The sequence below is a fragment of the Prauserella alba genome (genome assembly GCF_024171735.1).
Taxonomy (GTDB): domain Bacteria; phylum Actinomycetota; class Actinomycetes; order Mycobacteriales; family Pseudonocardiaceae; genus Prauserella; species Prauserella alba.
Genome location: NZ_JAMTCH010000005.1, coordinates 139,019 through 157,620 on the forward strand (window position 1 = coordinate 139,019; position 18,602 = coordinate 157,620).

The 18,602-nt window shown below is 69.5% G+C and carries 11 protein-coding genes; 8 read left to right on the top strand and 3 right to left on the bottom strand.

What is annotated here, in order from left to right; genetic code table 11:
* Nucleotides 1-20: 20 nt before the first annotated feature.
* Nucleotides 21-1,190: a putative hexosyltransferase gene (locus tag LY12_RS16300; RefSeq protein ID WP_253857662.1), complete on the top strand. Its 1,170-nt coding sequence runs from the start codon at nt 21-23 to the stop codon at nt 1,188-1,190.
* Nucleotides 1,191-1,324: 134 nt separating this feature from the next.
* Here LY12_RS16300 and LY12_RS16305 read toward each other — a convergent pair whose 3' ends face one another.
* The 3 genes from LY12_RS16305 to LY12_RS16315 form a co-directional block, all read right to left on the bottom strand.
* Complete coding sequence (locus LY12_RS16305) at nt 1,325-5,104, bottom strand: FkbM family methyltransferase (protein WP_253857664.1); 3,780 nt, start codon at nt 5,102-5,104, stop codon at nt 1,325-1,327.
* Nucleotides 5,097-6,683: a flagellar basal body-associated FliL family protein gene (locus LY12_RS16310; protein ID WP_253857666.1), complete on the bottom strand. Its 1,587-nt coding sequence runs from the start codon at nt 6,681-6,683 to the stop codon at nt 5,097-5,099. The genes LY12_RS16305 and LY12_RS16310 overlap by 8 nt, the downstream gene beginning before the upstream one ends.
* 211 nt (nt 6,684-6,894) lie before the next feature.
* Nucleotides 6,895-8,211 carry a hypothetical protein gene (locus LY12_RS16315; protein WP_253857668.1) on the bottom strand — a complete coding sequence of 439 codons (1,317 nt, stop codon included), beginning with the start codon at nt 8,209-8,211 and terminating at the stop codon, nt 6,895-6,897.
* A 150-nt stretch (nt 8,212-8,361) separates the two neighbouring features.
* On the opposite strand from LY12_RS16315, the gene msrA reads away from it, so the two are divergent.
* The 7 genes from msrA to LY12_RS16350 all read left to right on the top strand — a co-directional run bounded on the left by msrA (nt 8,362) and on the right by LY12_RS16350 (nt 18,599).
* Nucleotides 8,362-9,021 (top strand): peptide-methionine (S)-S-oxide reductase MsrA, encoded by a 660-nt coding sequence (msrA, locus tag LY12_RS16320; protein WP_253857670.1) that lies wholly within the window; start codon nt 8,362-8,364, stop codon nt 9,019-9,021.
* Between the two features lie 520 nt (nt 9,022-9,541).
* Nucleotides 9,542-11,050, top strand: coding sequence for a long-chain-fatty-acid--CoA ligase (locus tag LY12_RS16325; protein WP_253857672.1), 1,509 nt, complete (start codon nt 9,542-9,544; stop codon nt 11,048-11,050).
* A 96-nt stretch (nt 11,051-11,146) separates the two neighbouring features.
* Nucleotides 11,147-12,391: a PucR family transcriptional regulator gene (locus tag LY12_RS16330; protein WP_253857674.1), complete on the top strand. Its 1,245-nt coding sequence runs from the start codon at nt 11,147-11,149 to the stop codon at nt 12,389-12,391.
* 604 nt (nt 12,392-12,995) lie between these two features.
* Nucleotides 12,996-15,335 (top strand): molybdopterin cofactor-binding domain-containing protein, encoded by a 2,340-nt coding sequence (locus LY12_RS16335; protein WP_253857676.1) that lies wholly within the window; start codon nt 12,996-12,998, stop codon nt 15,333-15,335.
* Between the two features lie 11 nt (nt 15,336-15,346).
* Complete coding sequence (locus LY12_RS16340) at nt 15,347-15,823, top strand: (2Fe-2S)-binding protein (RefSeq protein WP_253857678.1); 477 nt, start codon at nt 15,347-15,349, stop codon at nt 15,821-15,823.
* 92 nt (nt 15,824-15,915) lie between these two features.
* On the top strand, nt 15,916-16,815 hold the full coding sequence (locus LY12_RS16345) for a hypothetical protein (protein ID WP_253857680.1): 900 nt from the start codon (nt 15,916-15,918) through the stop codon (nt 16,813-16,815).
* Nucleotides 16,815-18,599 carry a GMC family oxidoreductase N-terminal domain-containing protein gene (locus tag LY12_RS16350; RefSeq protein ID WP_253857682.1) on the top strand — a complete coding sequence of 595 codons (1,785 nt, stop codon included), beginning with the start codon at nt 16,815-16,817 and terminating at the stop codon, nt 18,597-18,599. Before LY12_RS16345 ends, LY12_RS16350 begins: the two co-directional genes overlap by 1 nt.
* The last annotated feature ends 3 nt before the right edge of the window (nt 18,600-18,602 follow it).

Consider the following 18,602-nt stretch of genomic DNA (forward strand, 5'->3'; position numbering starts at 1 on the left):
ATGATCTGTGACACCTGCGCATGAGCGAAACGACCGCCGAGCCGCTGCCGGCGGCTCCCGCGACGCTTCGCCGGCGGGTGTGGCACGCGCTCCGCCCGGCGCTACCCGCGCTGACGGCGTTCTACGCGGTCCAGGTCGTCTCGTACCTCGTCATCGCACTCGTGGCCGAGCGTGCGGGCGCTTCGTTCACCGAGCTGGTCGGCAGCTACGACGTCCACTGGTACGCCGAGATCGCCGAGCATGGTTACCGTCAGGACGTCCCCCTCGACGAACACGGCAATCCCGAACCGGTCAGCCTCGCGTTCTTCCCCCTGTTGCCGGGGCTGGCCTCGGTGTTCGGACTGTTCGGCATGCCCGCGGCGGCCGCACTGCTGCTCGTGTCGCTGCTCGCGGGTGGGATCGCGGCGTGGGGGCTGCACGAGTTCGGCATCCGCATCGCCGGGCCTCGCGTCGGGAACCTCATGGCCGTGCTGTGGGCGGTCGCGCCCGGCGCGATCGTGCTGCGCATGGGCTACTCGGAGTCGCTGTTCGTGGCCCTCGCGGTGTGGACCCTGCTGGCGCTCGAGCGCCGGCAATGGCTGGCCGCGGGCGGGTTGACGCTGGTCGCGGGCTTGTCGCGGAGCACGGCCGTCGCGCTGATCGCGGCCGTCGGTGTCGCGGCGTTGATCGCGATCGCGGGCCGCCGCGACGGTTGGCGTCCCTGGGCCGGCGCACTGCTCGCACCGCTGGGGCTGGTCGCGTACCTGCTGTACGTCGGGTGGCGCGGCGGTCGCCTCGACGCGTGGTTCTGGATCCAGGACCACGCCTGGCACATGGGTTTCGACGGCGGCGAACTCACCCGGATCACCCTCGGCAGGGTGCTGGCCGGTGACGAGCCTGCGTGGTCGGTGGTCCTCGCCGCGGTCGTGGTGCTGAGCGTCGGGTTGCTCGTCGCGTCGTGGTTCGTCCGCTCGATCCCGTTGCCCGCACACGTCTACACCGCCGTGATGATGGCCTCCGCGCTGGGCACTGGTGCGTTCTGGAACTGCAGGGCACGGTTCCTGCTGCCCGCGATCACGCTGGCCGTCCCGGTGGCGTTCGTGCTGGCCAGGGCACCGCGGTGGGTATCGGCCGTCGTGGTGTCACTCGCGTGCGTCGGCGGCGCCTGGTGGGGCGCCCACTTGCTGGCGTACGCCGAACTGAACCCGTAACGACGTCGACGCGGCGTGATCGTCCGCGTAGCAGACCTTCACGAACGGGTGGCCGTTGAATGCCCCCAGGGGCACCTTGGTCGCGTTCAACGCCACCAAGGTGCCCTTGGGGGCAACAAGCCGGTCGCGGAGGGTTACTGCGGACGGAGCCAGAGTGTGGTGAAGCCGCGCTGGTCCATGCGGGCGTGGTGGATCAGCGTGTCGTCCGGTTCGTCGTCGGCGAGCGTGCCGTCGGCGAGCAGTTCGACCGGCTGGTATCCCCACTTGCGATAGGCCGCGAGCACCGCGGCCGGATCGTCACCGAACTCCTCGATGGCTTCCGGAGAGAACTCGCACAGCACGTCCGGCCGGTCCCGTTCGAGCGTTTCCTGCAGTCCGGCGAGCGCGCGGTGGTCGCGGCCCTGCAGGTCGGTCTTGACCAGTCCCACCGGCTGGCGCAGCACGTCGGTGTTGCCGTCGAGCCGCACGGCCTGCACCATCAGCGCCGCCGTGCCGTCCGGTTCCCGCACCCGGTGGTCACCGCTGTTGCGTTCGTCGGTGTGCGCGAGCACGAGGTTGCCATCGGTGTCCCATGCCGCCGCTTCGAGCACGCTGACCAGCCCGGAACGTTCCTTCGGCAGGTTCACGGCGAGGTTGCGGCGCAGGAACTCCGCGTTCGTCGGGTCCGCTTCGACGGCCACGACGTTCGTGACGGCCGACGACGACCGCAGCAGGTTCAGCGTGTGGTAGCCGACGTGCGCACCGAGGTCCAGGAACGCGCCCGGCCGCCGCTGCGCCAACTGCGTCAGCAACTGCGCCTCGTCACGTTCCCACGACCGGTGGTGGCGGATCCACGGCAGCATGACGTCGTCGATGGGCAGCAGCAGCGCGCCCGCGTCGCACACGACGACGTCGCCGCCCTCGGGGATCGGTGCGTGCTGCAGCCGCGCCGCCTCCAGCACGGCCTCCAGGTCGCGGCCCAGGCGCTGGATGGCGTGCTCGTCGTTGTCGAACCGCTGGTCACGGTTCTGGATGAGCTCGTGCACCGACTCCTGCCGCCGCTCGACGTCGGATGCCAGGTGGGCGAGCCGGTCGGCGACCTTGCCGATGTCGGCCCGGCTGCTGCGGAACTCCTCCACGCTGACGCTCTCGGCCTGGCGCAGTTCGTCCACCGTGCGGCGCAGCTGCTCGGCACGCTTCTCCTGCTTGCGGGCGGCCTCGCGCGCCGCAGCGGCCTCGCTCGACGTCGCTTCCACGGACCGTTCGAGCGCCTCGATCCGCCCGAGCATCCGCTGCATGGTCGCCTCGGACCCGTCCTGCAGGGCGCCGAGCATCTTGCGCTGGTGGACGTCGTAGTGGTCCAGCAGCCGCAGCACGGCCTTGCGCAGCGCGGGCGCGATCGGCGAGCGCGCCGCCGCGCCGGTCTCGGGTTGCCACCGCAGCGCTTCGCGGGACTCGCGCATCGGCGTCAGCGGGTCCTCGGGTGCGGGGGCCTGTTCGGCGGCCCTGCGGCGGTCGAGCCACGTCCGGTGCGCGCGTTCCAACTCGGTGCGCAGCCACGTCGACGCGGTCTCCATCGACCGTGTGCGCAGGATGTGTTCCCGCGCGGCCCGGCCCCGGCGGGCGGCTTCCGCGGGCACGTCGGCGACCTGGCGCATCGCCTCGGCCGCGGCCTCGACGTCGGGTTCGGCCCACAGCGCGCCGGGGTGGTACGGCTCGCAGCCGTCGCCGACGGGCACCATGCGGTACGGGATCGGCCAGCCGGTGTCGCCGTCGAGGAACTCCGTGGTGCTGGAGTACGCGGTGCTGATCACCGGCATGCCGCGCGCCATCGCCTCGGCGACCGTCAGGCCGAAGCCCTCGCTGCGGTGCAGCGACACGTAGCAGTCGGCGGATGCGTACAGGTCGGCCAGTTCGGCGGCGCTGAGGTAGCCCTCGACGAGTTCGATGCGGGCGTCGTCGGCGACCATCGTGCGCAGACGTTCGGCGGCCTGTGGATGCAGATCGCCGTTGATCGTCTTGAGGACGAGGCGCGCATCGGTGCGGCCGTCGAACGCCATCCGGAACGCCTCGACCGCACCCCACGGGTTCTTGCGCTCTCCGACGCTGTTGAAGTCGAACGCGAACAGGAACCGCGACGGGTCGCCGACCTTGCGCACACGCGCGGTCGGCCCGGGGTCGCGCACGGGCACGGGGATGGTCTTCACCGGCACGGCCGCGTGGGCGGCGAACGCGTCGCGGCAGAAATCGCTGACGGTCCACACCTCGTCGACCAGCCCGAACGCCTCGTGCTGCCACTCGGGGAAGTCCTCGAGTTCCCACGCCCACAGCCCGATGCGGTACCGGTTGTGCACGACGTCGGGGTGCGTCGACGCGGCCAGACGTGTCTGGTCGGCGTTGACGGCGACGATGCTGAGCGGGAACCGCGGATCACCGGTGGTGGCGGGCCGCTCGACACCGGTGCGGTTCGACACCGCCTTCTCCTCGACCACCGACGCCACCTCGACGCCCGCGTCGACGATCGCGTCGTGGATGACCCTGCCCATCTCGCCGAGACCCAGTTCGGCGGTCAGGTAACCGAGGAGGTTGACGCCGAAGTCCTCGTCGGGTTCGTCCGGTTCGCGTTGCCGGTCGGGCAGCGCCCACTCGGGCAGCACCTGTTCACCGACGCCCGAGCTCGCGCACCACGTGCGGAAGCCGTCGGCGTCGTCGCCGGTCGGGTGGGGAAACGCCAGCTGCAGATCCGTCCGTTCCCGCCAGACGGCCATCGTCATGCGGTTCAGCCCGGCGGAGGCCTGCGCGTGGTCGGCGGGCGCCGCCAGCCACGCGCGCAGCGCCTCACCGCCGTCGTCGCCGTAGGCGTGCGGCGGCATCGGTTCGCCGCGGCCCGCGCCGCGGCCGGTCTCGTCGGGAGTCTCGGCGGCGATCCAGCCGTCGCGGAACAGTCGCCGGCAGCCCGCGGGCAGTGGCGTGCCGTCGCCGAACGTGGCGAAGCCGTACGGGATGGCGTCCAGCGTTTCGGCGTACCCGGACGATTTGAGCGCCGAGCCGTAGGCGTCGCACAGGGCGCGCAGGTCGGGATTGTCCGACAGCAGCACGCGCGGGTTCCGGGCGCAGTGGAACGTCAGCAGCCACGGCTTCTCCGGGCGATAGCCGGAGAAGTGGAAGAACCGCAGGGCGTGGCCGCCCGCGGTGATCGTGCCGTCGTCGGCGCGGTCGACGGGGCGTTCGTGCAGGTTCCAGTACGCGACGTTGAAGCCGGGGTCGGTGAGCACGACGTGCCGGAACAGTGCCGGCACCTGATCGACCCAGCGCTGGTCGGTGAACAGCTGCGCCTCGGGCGCCACGATCGCGTCCTGGCGCAGCCTGCCCGCCCAGAACTCGAGGAACTCCTCCGAGCCCGGCCCGACGCCGACGAACCCGAGGTTGAAGATGCCGGTGCCCATGATCACCGCGTCGTCGGGTTCCTTGCCGTCGCGCGGCAGCGGGGCGGTGAAGTGCGGGGTGAGCACGATGCTGTGGTCCAGCGCCAGCTCGGCGACCTCGGGCATCGGTGAGAACACCTGGATGTCCGGGTCGAGGTAGATCACCACCGACGAACTCGCCCGCAGCTCGCGCAGCAGATACGGCTTGACCGCGGTCGCCAACTCGGTGATCGAGTACGCCGTCGCCATGCGCAGGTACGTCTCGGGGTCGATCCCGAACGCCGACGGTCCGACGATGCGCATGCCGTCGATGACCGTCTCGTCGTCGCCGGGGTCCTCGGTGCCGACGCCGCGATCGCTGTCGATGACGCCCACGACGAACTGGTGTCCCGGATGGTGCTTGAGGTACGACGCGGCGAGCACGCGCGCCGCGGGCAGGTAGTTGCGGGCGACGATGGTGCAGGCGGTGACCACGGTCAGGTCGCCGCTGGCCTGCCTCGGTTCACTCATCGGCGGAGAGGTTCTCGAGCTGGGTCTTCAACGTCGCCTCGAACTTGTCCCGGATCTTGTCCAGCTTCGCCTCGCCGGACACGCCCTCGATACGCACCAGCACGTCGCCGGCCAGGTAGTGGGCACGCATCGTCGCGTTCTGGGTGATCTTGCCCTTGTCCTTCTTCTGCTTGATCTCGGTGACCTGCACCGAGCCGGGCACACCGTTGATCGACGTGTTCTTCTGGCCGTTCTTGAGCTGGATGTCGCGCAGCTCGCCCACCGCTGCCGACGCGGCTTCCTGGTCGGCCACCTTGACCATGAGCACGACCGTCTTCACCTTGCCGCCGTCGTGCCGGTACACGGCGTACTCGGCCTCGCCGGGCGCGGTGCCCTGGTAGGCGGAGAGCTCGTCGTCGTTGAGCAGGTTGATGTTGGCGATGTCGTCCCACGACTTGAGCGAGGCGCTGCTTTCCACCTCACCCTGCTGGCCGTCGAGCGGCATGTCGTCCTTCGGCTCGGGGGCCTGGCTGCTGCTGTTGCCGCCACCGCCCTGTTGGCCCTGGTTGCCGCCCTCGGCCGTCGGCTCGCCGTCTCCGGAGCCGAACAGGAAGAACGCGCCCGTGGCGATGCCTGCCAGCAGCACGACCGCCGCGATGATCGCGAAGACCTTGCCCTTCTTGCCCTTCGACTCGTTGTCGAACGAGTCCTCCGGCCCCTGGCCCCATTCGGCCGAGTTACCGGGGGAGACGGGCGGGAACTCGCCGCCCCAGGGCGGGCTCTGGTCGACGTCGGGTGCGTTCCACGGCTGCTGCGGCTGCGGGAAACCGGCGGCGGGTGAGGCCTGCGGCTGGTACGGCGGTTGCGGCGGGGCCACCGGCTGCACGGCCTGGGTGGCCTCGGCGTCGCCGGGGCGGACGGCCTGCGTCGCCTCCGGGTCTGAAGGACGCACCGCCTGCGTGGCCTCGGGGTCGCCTCCCGGTTGAGCCGCCTGCGGGGGTGTCTGGCCCGGTCCCGCGGGCGGCTGACCGGCTTGGCCGGGTGGCGGGCTCACCGGGGCGATGACCTGCGTCGAGTTGCCGTCGCCGCCTTGGTTCTGGGGCGGCTGCTGCTGGGACTGCGGCTGCTGTGAGGACTGCGGCTGGGGATTCTGTGGCTGGGGCTGCTGCGCCGCCTGACCCTGCGCCGCCTGACCCTGCGCCGCCTGACCCTGCGCCGCCTGACCCTGCGGCGCCTGACCCTGGGGTGGCTGACCACCCTGCTGCGGCTGCGCCTGCGGGGACTGGGCCTGTGGGGACTGCGGCTGTGGGGATTGGGGCTGCGGCGGCTGGGCCTGCTGAGGTGCCTGGGGTGCTTGCGGGGGTTGGGCGGCAGCCTGCTGCTGGGCTGGGTCCGGCTGGCCGGGCTGCGCAGTCTGCTGCGGTTGTCCCGGCTGCGCGGGAGCCTGTCCGGGTGCCTGAGCTTGTGCACCCGCGGCTTCGTCACCGTGCGTGACAGCCGAAGACAGCACCTGGTCGCGTCGGACGCGGTAGTCGTCCGCGGAGAGTCTGCCCGCTGCAAGCTCCTCGTCCAGCTTGCGCAACTCTTCCTGCCAGGACACCACGTACCCCCTGCTCGATCAGCGCCGCCGGCTCCGGCGGCCGCTTCCTGCGATGTGTTCGAACTGCGCTCATTCTGCACGGTGTGCAGGCTGTGAGAAGGTGTGGGTCGTTTTGTGACCTCCCCGATTCCCGCCGGTCACCGAGTAGGTGCTGCGACGGTCGGCCGGTGAGGGCGGCGACCCGCCGCCGGTCTCAGCGGGGCGCCGCGTGTCAGGACGCGGGGAGTGCGTCCTGCATCGACGTGAGCGTTTCCTCGAGGCGGCGGATCAGTTTCCCCTCGTCGCCGTCGACCGGTTGGGACACGCCGATGCCCACGGTGCGGTCGCCGGAGGCGTACCAGACGATGCTCACCCGCCCGCCGGCCTGCCGTCCGGTGAAGGAGATGAAACGGGGATCGTCATGCAGGCGTTCGTTGGCGAAACCTTCCTTGACCAGGGTCGTGTTCATCGCGTGCTGCAGGCCGACGGCCTTCTGCGAGCTCGGGGTACGTGCCACGACGAGGCTGTGGCCCTGGTTGCCGTTCTCGCCGGCCGCGGAGGCGCGGTAGATCAGGTCGGCGACACCGAACTTGCGCATCGACTCGGCGTCGACCTCGGTGATGAAGCCGAGGTCGAGGGCACGGTCGATCGACATCGTCGAGTTGTCGGGACTCGGCTCGCCGGGCAGTTCGGGCAGGCGCTCCCCGAGCGGGATCTCGTCGTCGCCGGGATCGCCGGAATCATCGGACCCGCCGTCGGGGTCGGCCAATGCGCCGGATGTCGGGGCCGGGGCTGCCTCGCCGCCGCCTGAGTTGCCGAGCCACCAGGTGCCCGCGATGACACCGCCCAGCACGACGAGGATCACCAGTGGCACGACGAGCCATGCCACCTTGCGTTTCTTCGGCGGAGCCGAGAAGTCGGGGTAGGCGCTCGCCTGGGCCGCGGCGGAGGTGTCGTCCGTGGGCGAGGTGCCGGTTGCCGGTGCGGCGCCGCCCGAGCCGAACGCGCCGCCCGAGCCCAACGCGCCGCCCGAGCCGAACGCGCCTGCGGAACCGTTCGCGGGCGTGTGCGGCACGAACAACGGGGCGGGCGCGCGCCGGGCTGTCGAGGGGGCGTGACCGAGCGGTGTCGGAGCCGGTTTCGTCGAGGCGGGTTGCGAGGCGGCGGGGGTGAACGTGCCGGGCTGGACGTCGGCGGCATCGCTGCCCGCCGGCAGCTGCGCGGCCGCAGCGGGGTTGGCGGCGGCCCACGTCGGCCCGTCGTGCTGCGGCGGCTGAGCTCCCGGGGCCGTCGCCGGCGGGGCTGTCGGCGGCGGGGCTGTCGGCGGCGGGGCGGCACCCTGTTGCGAGGCGTCACCGGAGGTGTCGCCGGAGGCGTCGGGCTGAGTGCCGTCGCCGGTGGCACCGGACGTGCCTAGGTGAGTGCTGGGGCCGGCGTCGCCGGAGGCTTCGGCGATGACCTCGTCACGCTTGCGCCGGTGCTCGGCTTCGGTGAGCGCACCGGCGGTGAGCTGGGCGTCGAGACGTCGCAGCTCTTCTTGCCAGCTCATGACGGGCTCCCCTGTGGTTCTGCCAGCTCGGGTGGGCGGCGGTGCCTGCTCGCCGCCCGCCACGCCTTGCACGTACGACGAGCACAGTACTGGCCGATGCGCGGTCGTTATCACCGGTCGGAAGGAGAATGTGTCGCCTACCATGGCTGTATGTCGCTTTTCGGTCGAGACAAGACGCGCCGGGTGTCGGCGGACGAGGCGCTGCCGGGCCGCTCCGAGCCGCTCGTGACGCCCGAGCTGCACGCCGTTCATCCGGACCGGCGCATCAAGCCGCCCTTCCCGGAAGGCACGCGCACCGCGGTGTTCGGCCTCGGCTGTTTCTGGGGCGCCGAGCGGTTGTTCTGGATGACCGACGGCGTGTACTCGACGGCTGTCGGCTATGCGGGCGGGCACACGCCGAACCCGACGTACGAAGAGGTGTGCACCGGCCTGACCGGCCACACCGAGGCGGTCCTCGTCGTCTACGACCCGCAGCGGGTGAGCTACGAACAGCTGCTCAAGGTGTTCTGGGAAGGCCACGACCCGACGCAGGGCATGCGCCAGGGCAACGACGTCGGCACCCAGTACCGCTCGGCGGTCTACTACGACGGTGACGACCAGCGGGCCGTGGCCGAATCCTCGCGCGAGGCGTTCCAGCAGGCGCTCCGCGCGGCGGGCCAGGGCGAGATCACCACGGAACTCGCGCCGCTCGGCGACTTCTACTACGCCGAGGGTTATCACCAGCAGTACCTCTACAAGGTGCCGAACGGCTACTGCGGCCTCGGTGGCACGGGTGTGTCGTGCCCGGTGGGTCTCGGGGTGGAGTCGTAGGCAGGGATCACTCCGGCTCGGTGGCAGCCCGGTTCTCTCAACGGCCGTTCTCTCGAGGGCGGAGTTGGAGAGGGCAGAGTTGTAGAAGGCGGACTCTAGAAGGCGGAGTCCTCGAAGGCATAGTCCTCGACGGCGGAGTCTTTGCGGGCCGAGTTTCGAGGGTCGATTCCGGTCGGTGCCCGAGGAACGCTGGTTGTCGCTCAGGCTGGTCGTCGCAGGGTTCGAGTGCTCTCCACAGGACGAGTCCGTTCCGCTGAAGTCGTTCCTCCGGAGCCGGGTAGGTGCAGCGCCGTGACGACGCCTCGCTGAGCTGCGGCGATGGGGCCGTGTTCCCTCCGTTGCGGGGTAAGGACCGTCGGCGTCGGCCATGGGGAGTTCCGGAGCGTGATCGTTGCCGCCTGTTCTGCGGGAACAGTCGGCCCCGTCGCATGCTGTGCCGCTGCACATTCCACGCCGGCAGTCGTCGCGTCACCGTGGGGCACAGCGATTCGGCGAGCAGACGGACGGTGGGCGAACGGACATGACGAATGTGGCGCGCAACTTGGTCGAGGCAGCCGGGATGTACCCGGAGCGACCGGCGGTGAGGCTCGACGACTACGTCGCCGACTACCGGGAGCTTCACCGCTCGGTGGTCGCGATCGCGGACATGCTCCGGCGGCGCGGGGTCGTACCGGGCGATCGGGTCGGGCTGGTACTGCCCAATGTGCCGGGTTTCGTCACGCTCTTCTACGGAATCCTGTATGCCGGTGGGGTCGTGGTTCCGATGAACCCGCTGTTGAAGGCCCGCGAGATCCACTACCACCTGAGCGACTCGGGAGCCCGGATGGTGTTCGCGGTCGATTCCGTGGCCGAGGAAGTGACCAGGGGAGCAGAACTCGCCGGGGTTCCCGCGGTCACGGTCGGGCCGCTCGGCCCACAGGACGTGGTCGACGCCGAGGTGGACACCGACACAGCCCCGGCTCCCCGGGACGACAACGACACCGCGGTCATCCTGTACACCTCCGGCACGACCGGTCAGCCCAAGGGTGCACAGCTCACGCATGCCAACCTGAGCAGCAACGCCGCGATCACGGCCACCACGGTGATCACCACCGAGCCGGACGACGTCGTGATGGGGTGTCTGCCGCTGTTTCACGTGTTCGGCCTGACCTGCGGTCTCAACGCGTCGGTGCTGTCCGGCGCGTGCCTGACGCTCATCCCCAGGTTCGAGCCGGGCAAGGCGCTCGAGGTGATCCAGCGCGACGGGGTGACCGTGTTCGAGGGTGTGCCGACCATGTATTCCGCGATGCTGAACCACCCGGCGCGGGACCGGTTCGCGGTGGCGAGCCTCCGTACCTGTGTTTCCGGCGGAGCGGCGATGCCGGTGGAGGTGTTGCGCGCCTTCGAGGAGGCCTTCGGGTGCATGATCCTGGAGGGCTACGGGTTGTCGGAGACATCGCCGGTGGCCTCGTTCAACCACCCGGACCGGCCACGCAAACCCGGCTCGATCGGGCAGCCGGTCACCGGCGTGGACATCCGGCTGGTCGGCGACGGCGGCGGTGACGTCACGGACGGCGAGGTCGGTGAGATCGCCATCCGGGGCTCGAACGTGATGAAGGGTTACTGGCGGCGCCCGGATGAGACCAGGGCCGCCGTCCCCGACGGTTGGCTGCGCACCGGCGACCTGGCCACGCGAGACGACGAGGGCTATCTCTACATCGTCGACCGCAAGAAGAGCCTGATCATTCGCGGCGGCTACAACGTGTACCCGCGCGAGATCGAGGAGGTCGTGCATCTGCATCCGGACGTCGCCGAGGTCGCCGTCGTCGGGATCGCGCACCCGAGCCTGGGTGAGGAGGTCGGCGCCGCCGTCACTCTCGCCGCCGGCGCCACGGCGACGCCCGACGAGCTGCGCGAGTTCGTCAAGCAGCGGGTGGCGGCCCACAAGTATCCCCGCCACGTGTGGCTCGTTGACGAGCTGCCGAAGGGGCCCACCGGCAAGATCCTGCACCGGGAGGTCGCTGTGCCGCAGCCCCAGCTCCCGTCCTGACCTGGCCAAACCTCCCGGCGGGTGGCAGGCTGGGTCGACTGTGCGGGGCAGTGCACAGGGAGTAGGGAGCAGGGAGCAGGGAGCAGGGAGGCGATGATGCACCAAGCACCGGATCCGGTCATCGTGACACTTCTCGACGAGGTGGAACGGCGGCTGCCGGAGCTCATCGTCAACGTGACCGACGAGATCGTGGGTGCGATCGACCTCTACCAGGCGGCGGCGCCCGTGCCGCGGGACGACCTCGCGTTGTCGGTGGGGGACAACATGCGCGAGATCGTCCGTGCCCTGTACGGCCCGGCCCCCGACGTCTCGCCTGCCCACGAGACCGGGCGGCGCCGCGCCGAGCAGAGCGCGCCGTTGCCGGAGGTTCTGCGGGCCTTCCGGATCGGGTTCACCGAGATCTGGAAGGTGCTGGCCGAACAGGCCGCGCTGGCGGGACCGGATGCCGTGCAGGAACTGGTTTCGGCCGCGACCACGCTCTGGTCTCTCGCCGACGACTACTCGGTGGCGGTGACTCAGTCGTACCGCGACACCGCCGCGGAGATCATGCTCCGGCAGCAGAAGGAGCGCTCCGTGCTGGTGGAGGCCCTCTTCTCCGGCAACCTCGTCGCTCAGGCCGAGTTGTGGCAGATCTCGGAGATACTGCAGATCCCCAGCGACGGCGTGTTCGTCGTGGTCGCCGCGGAGACTCCCACGCTGGGTAAGGACGCCCTGCCGGAGATCGAGTCGCGCCTCGACGCCGAGAACCTGGCTTCGGCGTGGCGGCTCACCCCCGAGCTGCAGGTCGGTGTGGTCTCGTTGCGCTCGCGCTCAGCCGAGGAAGGGGTCCTGGAACTGTTGCGGCGGCATGCGGACGCCAGGATCGGGGTGAGTCCGGCGTTCCGGGGCTTGGAGAACACGCCCCGGGCGCTGCACCTCGCGCGCGTCACCCTGGCCAGTCTGCCCGCCAACCGGCCGGGTGTTCGGCAGTTCACCGAGTCGCCGCTGAACGCCCTGGTCGCCAGCTCGCCGGAGGAGGCCGTCCAGCTGGCCCACCAGGTGCTCAGTCCGGTCCTGCGGCTCGGTGACGACGGGGTGGTGCTGCTCGACACCCTGTCGGCCTGGTTCGACAGCCGCGGGTCCACAAAGGAGGCCGCGCAGCTCAGCTACTGCCACCCCAACACGGTGCGGTACCGCCTGCGCAAGCTCCAGGACGAGCTCGGAAGGTCGCTGTCCAACCCGGCCGACCAGGCGGAACTGTTGGCAGCGCTGCGAGCCCTCCGCACCTATCCGGCTGCCGCGGTGCCGCTACCGGCCGAGTCGGCCGTGGGTGGGCGGCCGCCGTGGCCACCAACGGCGTGAACCGGTCACGGTCGACCGAGCCGGCCCGGCAGTCCCCGTACGCGGCGAGTGTGTCGGCAGTGCCGGTCGCGGTCTGCCCATGACGTCCTCGCGGTAGCGGGATCCACTGTCGACTCCCACCCGACGCATCACCGTCTGATGCGGAAGCCGTGGCCGATCGCCGAGGAACCGCCGACATCATCGTCAGTACGTCCATTGCCGACAGGCCTCGTCTCAGCTGAGGTCGTAGCACGATCGTGTGATTCGCCGTAGGTGGATGCGGCCGGCTTCGAGGTTCGGTCCGGTCAGCGAACACCATGGCGGGCCGGTGGGCGACTCGTTCTCCGGAACCCCGGTCAACGCCCACGTATCTGCGCAGGACTGGTACGAACGACTCGCCGCCCTTCGCAGAACTCGGCCCGCGGCACCGGATCCCCGGCCCGGGTTCCCCGGCCCGGGTTCCCCGGCTGTCAGGTCGTCGCGTTGTTATGGCGCGACATCCAGCAGGGGGCTACGTTGTGCCGGCTCACATGGTCCGACGTGACGGAGTGCGTCAGTGTTGACGCACTCGTGATGCACCCGTTTCACCGGGTGGCGTTCGGGCGAGTCGAAAGGACGTTTTTCAATGGAGAAATCTCGTGCCGGCCATGCTGCCGATTCGTCGCGACCGGACTTCGGGCGACGCCGTTTTCTCGGTTATGTGCTGGCCGGTCCGACACTGGTTGCCGCGGCCAAACTCGGCGTCGGAACCGGAACGGCCGAAGCGGCGGTCCCGTCGGCTCCCGAGGTGTCCGAGGCCTACGACCTGAACGACCTCCTCAGGGACGCCGCGCTGCCGACGTCGGGCCTGATCACCGTCGCGGTGAACCCGGACGGCACCGCGTCGTTCGACATGCCCCGGCTCGAGTGCGGGCAGGGCGTCAGCACCCTGGCGGCGATGTTGATCTCCGAGGAGCTGAGCCTCCCGCTCGACAAGATCAATGTGACGCTGGCCGATGCGCGCCCTGAACTGCTCTTCAACCAGTTCACCGCCGGCTCCAACACGACGTTCTCGATGTACACGCCGATCCGGGTCGCGGCGGCGATCGCGAAGGGACAGTTGCTGAAGGCGGCGGGGCAGCTGCTGAACGAGCAGGTGCACCGGTTGGAGCCCGTTCTCGGTGCCGTGCGGGCGCCGGACGGCCGCGAGCTGAGCTACGGCGAGCTCGCGAAGGCCGCCGCCGGCCACGAGGTGCGGCAGGTCGACGTCGAGCTGACGCCGTCGTCGAACTTCACGGTCATCGGTACTCCGCGGAACCGCACCGACGCGCTCGAAGCGGTGACCGGGCGCAAGCAGTTCGCGATGGACATCAAGGTTCCCGACGCCATGCCGACGATGGTGTGCAGGCCGCCGACGATCAAGGGGACGGTCGAGTCGGTAGCCAACGTCGCCGAGGTTCGCGGCATGCCGGGAGTCACCGACGTGGCAACGATCGCGACCGGGGTGGCTGTGCGCGCACGGACGTTCGGTCAGTGCATCGACGCCGTTCGCGCGCTCAAGGTCTCCTGGAACCAGGGAACGGTCGACGGAATGTCCGATAAGGACGTGCTGGCGGACCTGGAGAAGGCCGAAGTGCCGCTGGCCGTGCCGGAGGTCCCGGTGCTCGCGAGAACCGTGGAGAAGAAGTTCACCTTCTACACTCGCGACAACGCGGCCCTGGAGCCGCAGTGCGCCGTGGCGGACGTTCGGGACGGCAAGGCCGAGATCTGGGCGCCGTTGCAGGCGCCGATCCTCACGCAGCAGAAGGTGGCGGGGCTGCTCGGCGTCCCGGTCAGCGCGGTCACCGTCCACGTGACACCGGCCGGCGGTGCGTTCGGGCGGAAGATGTTCAGCGATCCGGTGCTGGAGGCGGTCGAGGCGTCGCAGCAGATGGGCAAGCCGGTGCGGCTGATGTGGCACCGCGTCGACGAGCCCCGTCAGGGTCGCGCGCACCCGATGTGCACCTCGCGGATCAGGGCGACGTATCTCGGCAACGAGGTGCTCACCTTCGAACAGCGGCACACCAGTGTGGCCACCGACTACACCCAGGGCTTCGGCGAAGTCATCACCAACATGGCAGGGGAGATCCCGCCGCTCGGCCAGGGAAACGAGCTGGGCTACTCCGTGCCCGTGTTCCACCTGACGGTCAACGTGCCCTACAAGTTCGGTGCGGTCACCCAGTTGCTCAACGAGATCTACGAATACGACAGGATCCCGAGCGGCAGCATGCGCAACCTGGTCAACCCGGACGTGCGAACCGCGCAGGAACTCGTCGTCGACCAGCTGGCGGCGGAGATGGGCAAGGATCCCTACCGGTTCCGCCGGGAGTTCGCCGACGATCAGCGGGCGCTGGCGGTGCTGGACAAGGTCGCCGAGGCCGGCCAGTGGGGCAGGCCGATGGCTCCGAGGACGGCGCAGGGCATCTCGGTGCACAAGGAGTACAAGGGCGCGATCGCCACGCTCGTCGAGATCGACTGCCGCCCCGAGACGGTCAACCGCAAGGTTCGCGACGCCGTGACCGGGCCCAGGGTCACCAAGGCGGTGGTTGCGGTCGACACCGGCCTCGCCGTCAACCCGCGTGGGCTCGAGGCGCAGATGCAGGGCGGGCTGATGGACGGCATCGCCCAGGCGCTGACGTCGAGCAAACACCTTCGCAACGGCGCGTTCCTCGAAGCCAGCTGGGACAACTACGCCTACACCCGGCAGTGGAACGCACCGTTCGACGTGCAGATCATCGTCATGCCGCCGACGACGGGCCAGCCCGGTGGCGCCGGTGAGTTCGGCGTGCCATCGGCGATGGCCGCCGTCGCGTGTGCCTATGCCCGCGCGACCGGGACGATGCCGACCAGTTTCCCGATCAACCACAACGATCCGCTCTTCTTCGAACCGAAGCCCTACGAACCACCGCTGGTGCAGTCCCCGACCGACGGCCTGACCAAGTACTGAGGAGTCATCGCGTGCCCCAACACACGTTCAAGCTCAACGGCGAGCAGGTGACCGTGGACGTCGAGGACGACGTCCGGCTGCTCTGGGTCCTGCGGGACGTACTCGACGTCACGGGCCCGAAGTACGGGTGTGGCATCAACGTCTGCAAGGCGTGCACTTCGCACATCAACGGCAAGGCGTTCAACCCGTGTTCGGTGCGGGTGACCGACATCGAACCGACCGACGAGATCACCACGATCGAAGGGCTTCCCGGAACGGTCGGGCAGCCCCTGCACCCGATGCAGCAAGCATGGCTGGACCGTGACGTGGCGCAGTGCGGCTACTGCCAGCCGGGCCAGATCATGGCCGCGGTGGACAAGGTCCGCAAGGCCAGGGCCGAAGGTCGGGAGATCAGTGACGCCGATCTCGACGAGATCCGCAATGTCTGCCGGTGCGGCACCTACACGCGCATCCGCGAGGCCATCCGGGCAGGCGCCGAACACATGTGAGTTCATTCGCGCCATTCGTTCCGGCGCCCCGGACGGCTCGTGTTCTTCCTGCCGAGGGGCGCAGCCAACTGCGAATCGAAAGGAGTCAGGTGATGGCCAACGAAGACGTCGGCCGACGCGCCTTCCTCGCCCGGATCGGGGTGCTCGGTGCCGCGGTAGCCACCGGCGGGTTGCTCGGGCCGGCCGCGCGAGCCCAGGTCTCCGGTGCACTCTCGAGTGGACCGCTGGACGATCTGATCGCCAAGCTGCAACCGGTGCTGGCCGAACTGGCGAGGGACACCTTGAACGGCCTCGTCGTCATGACCTGTCCGGGGCCCGACGCCTACTCGCAGGCGCAGGGCACTCCTCGCAGCGAGCCCGGTGCCATGGAGGCGAAGGCGACGGACTTCATGATCGCCTCGCTGGACGACTTCGTGCCGTTCCCCGACCGGTTCGGCGGTGCGCTGACCCAAGGTCTGGCAGCAGGTTTGGACGGAACCGGCATCGAACTGCCGGGACAGCTGGCCGGCCTGCCACTGACACAGGTGCGCACCCTCGATGACGCGCTCAGCACGATCCTGCGCAACGACGCGACCCTGCCACTGTCCACAGTGGTCGCGATGCTGCTGAACCTGACCGCGACGCAGGTCAACCCGGCATCGATCAACGGTGCGTTCCTGTCGCCGTTCTCCCGGCTGTCCTTCGAGGAGAAGTGCCGGGCCTTCGAACAGCTGGAGGGGCCGACCCCGAGCCTGGTCGCCACCCTGGACGGGAATGTGCCGGAACCGTTCACCGAGACGCTGTCCGGGACGTTGCGGTTCCTTGCCGGGGCGTTGCTCGAGTTCTCCGCGTACGGCAGTTACAACGAATGGAGTGTCTACGACACGCGCGCCAAGACGGTCGTCCGGCGCCCGGTGGGGTGGGAGCTGACGGGCTACCAACCGGACGGCGTCGTGCACGGATGGGACGAGTTCAAGGGCTATTACCAGGGCCGGAAGAAGGTGACGAACTGATGCGCGACGTGATCGTGGTCGGCGCGGGCGGCGGAGGCCCGGTTGTGGCCAAGGAACTCGCGGCGAAAGGTCTGGACGTGCTGCTGCTCGAGGGGGGACCGCGGCACGCCGACCTCGACGAGGACTGGAGCCACTACGAGAACGACGCCAACAACCCGTTGACCGGTTTCCTGCGGTTCGGTCCGGCCGACCGGTCCAAACCCGCCTGGTACCGGGAGACGCCACAGAACTCGTTCCTGTGGCAGCTTTCCGGCGTGGGCGGCACGACCCAGCACTACTTCGGTAACAGTCCGCGCGCCTATCCGGGTTCCTTCGCGGGATATGACGGCCCCGACAAGGATGCCTACGACACGGGCCACCTGTTTCCGTTCAGCTATTCCGAGCTCGTGCCCTACTACGAATGGGCCGAAGCCACGCTGCCCGTGCAGACCGCGCCGATGGGAACCAAGGAAGAGGTGTTCTTCCGCGGTTGTGAGAATCTCGACCTGCCGGTGCAGACCGGAAAGACCACCACACGGAACTCGTTCCGGCCGCAGGAGAACGCGGTTCTGCAACCCGGCGGGTTCGCGGGAAAGGTGGCTGGCGGCGACGAGGAACCGCGGCTGCTCCACCCGCAGGCGACCGGTTGCACCATGTGCGGTTACTGCATCATGGGATGCAGGCATCCCGAGCAGGCGCCGCGGAACCTGACCGCGAAACGGTCGACCGACAACAGCTACATACCGATGGCATTGACCGCCGACCGCTGGGCTTCCGGCGGCAAGCCGGTCGAGTTGGTCACGGACGCGTTCGTCACCCAGGTGCACACCGAGCAGCGCAACGGAAGAACAACCGCGACCGGCGTCACCTGGCGGGTCGGCGCGACCGGTGAGAAGCACCGCGAGGACGCCAAGGTCGTCGTGCTGGCAGGTGGTTGCACGGAGAACCCGCGACTGTGGTTGAACAGCGGTCTGCCCAACCCGAACGACTGGGTCGGCCGCGGCTACACCGATCACTACTTCGATTGGGTTTTCGCCACGTTCGATTCGTACACCGGAACGAGCAAGGGCACCGGCTCCTCGGCCCGAACGGACTGGCCGGGTCGTGGCGGCATGATGAACGTCGGCATCCCGCCCGCCCTGTTCAGCTTCACGATGGCGATGTCCGACAGCGGCATCCGCGGTCAGTACACCAACGGTCGCGGGCCGACCGGCACCTGGGACGGACCGGCGGGCCGTCCGATGGGCAACGAGCTCAAGGACCTCATGATGCACGGCGTCGATCAGGTCTTCGCGATGCTGATCATGACCGACGACCACGTCGAGGCGCAGAACCGAACCTCACTGTCGACGCTGCCGGCCGACGAGCACGGTGCCGTCGCCAAGGTGGAGATCAATCAGCGTCAGCGCACTCGGCGCACGGTCGAGAACCGGGAATTCCTGGTGCGCCGCGCCGTCGAGGTCGCACGGGCCGCCGGGGCGAAGAAGGTGTACCGAATGGACTGGGCGCCGATCATCCTGCACGTGCAGTCGAGCATGCGGATGGGGGAGTCCGAGGCGAACTCGGTGCTCGACCCCAACGGACAGGCCCGATGGGTGGACGGCCTCTACATCGCCGACAACTCGGCGCTGGCCAATTCGGCCAGCGGTGCCAATCCGACGTTGACCACGCAGGCCGTGTCGACCCGGACCGCGGAGCGGATCTTCACCGACCGGTTCGGCGGTGACCCATGGGTCCGGACCGGGGCGCCGGTCGTCTCGACCGATCCGAGGATCACCGCGGGCATGATGGCGCTCGGACTCTGAACA

Bases quoted from the DNA above. Each gene is read 5' to 3' on its own strand.
- msrA (WP_253857670.1), top strand. From the start codon at position 8,362: ATGTCGCTTTTCGGTCGAGACAAGACGCGCCGGGTGTCGGCGGACGAG.
- LY12_RS16325 (WP_253857672.1), top strand. From the start codon at position 9,542: ATGACGAATGTGGCGCGCAACTTGGTCGAGGCAGCCGGGATGTACCCG.
- LY12_RS16315 (WP_253857668.1), bottom strand. From the start codon at position 8,211: ATGAGCTGGCAAGAAGAGCTGCGACGTCTCGACGCCCAGCTCACCGCC.
- LY12_RS16300 (WP_253857662.1), top strand. From the start codon at position 21: ATGAGCGAAACGACCGCCGAGCCGCTGCCGGCGGCTCCCGCGACGCTT.
- LY12_RS16345 (WP_253857680.1), top strand. From the start codon at position 15,916: ATGGCCAACGAAGACGTCGGCCGACGCGCCTTCCTCGCCCGGATCGGG.
- LY12_RS16350 (WP_253857682.1), top strand. From the start codon at position 16,815: ATGCGCGACGTGATCGTGGTCGGCGCGGGCGGCGGAGGCCCGGTTGTG.
- LY12_RS16305 (WP_253857664.1), bottom strand. From the start codon at position 5,104: ATGAGTGAACCGAGGCAGGCCAGCGGCGACCTGACCGTGGTCACCGCC.
- LY12_RS16330 (WP_253857674.1), top strand. From the start codon at position 11,147: ATGCACCAAGCACCGGATCCGGTCATCGTGACACTTCTCGACGAGGTG.
- LY12_RS16335 (WP_253857676.1), top strand. From the start codon at position 12,996: ATGGAGAAATCTCGTGCCGGCCATGCTGCCGATTCGTCGCGACCGGAC.